At 72.3% G+C, this 1,227-nt stretch carries 1 protein-coding gene; it reads left to right on the top strand.

From position 1 onward, the window contains the following. A partial coding sequence (locus tag LIG30_RS02375) for an efflux transporter outer membrane subunit (protein ID WP_038709345.1) occupies positions 1-1,227 on the top strand: 1,227 nt, incomplete at both ends.

Consider the following 1,227-nt stretch of genomic DNA (forward strand, 5'->3'; position numbering starts at 1 on the left):
CTCGACGGCAGCCCGACGATCGCGCAGGCGCAGGCCCGCATCGCAAAAGCCGCGTCGTACCTCGAGTCGTCGCGCGCGACGCTGCTGCCGAAGGCCGAAGCCAGCTATTCCTGGACCCGCGAGCTGTATTCCGGCAACGCCCTGTTCCCGCCCCCCTACGGCGGCCAGTGGTACAGCGAGAACAACGTGCTCGCGAGCGCGTCGTGGGACCTCGACCTGTGGGGCAAGAACCGCGAGCGCCTGCGCGCCGCCGTCTCGCAGGAGAAGGCCGCCGAGGCCGATATGCAGCAGGCGCGCATCACGCTCGCCGCGTCGGTCGCCCGCACCTACAACCAGCTGGCGCAGCTCTATGCGCTGCGCGACATCGCTCAGCGCGAGATCGTCAACCGCCAGACCGTCGGCACGATCACCGACGGCCGCGTGTCGGCCGGCCTCGACACCAACGTCGAGCGCCAGACCGCGCGCGGCAACCTCGCGACCACCCAGGCGTCGCGGTCCGACCTCGACGGCCAGATCACCGTCGTGCGCTACCAGCTCGCCGCGCTGCTCGGCAAGGGGCCGGACCGCGGCCTGCAGATCGCCGCGCCGGTGCTGAGCCCCGGCGGCGCCGTCGCGCTGCCCGCCAACCTGCCGGCCGACCTCGTGTCGCGCCGCCCCGACCTGGTCGCCGCGCGCTGGCAGGTCGAGGCCGCGATGCACGACGTGAAGGAAGCGAAAGCGGAGTTCTTTCCCGACGTGAACCTCGCCGCCGGCTTCGGCTTCGATGCGTTCGGCTGGGGCCGTTTCCTCAAGTTCGCGAGCCGCCAGGCGCAGTTCGGCCCGGCGGTCCACCTGCCGATCTTCGATGCCGGCGCGCTGCGCGCGCAGCTGAAGGGCCGCTACGCCGACTTCGACCTGTCCGTCGCGAACTACAACCAGACGCTGACCGGCGCGCTGAACGACGTCGCGACGCAGGTCGCGTCGATCCGCGCGATCGACCGGCAGCGGGACGACGCGCAGCGCGCGCTCGACGCGTCGACGCGCGCGTACGAGCTGGCCGTGATCCGCTACCAGGCCGGCCTGTCGCCGCAGCTGCAGGTGCTGAACGCGGACAGCAACCGCCTCGCGTCGGAACAGACCGTGATCAACCTGAAGATGCGCCGGCGCGACATGCAGATCGCGCTGATCCGGGCGCTCGGCGGCGGGTTCGACGCCGCCGGCACGCGCCTCGCGGCCCCCGAGGCCGCC

Origin of the sequence: Burkholderia sp. lig30 (assembly GCF_000687455.2) — a bacterium.
GTDB lineage: Bacteria > Pseudomonadota > Gammaproteobacteria > Burkholderiales > Burkholderiaceae > Burkholderia.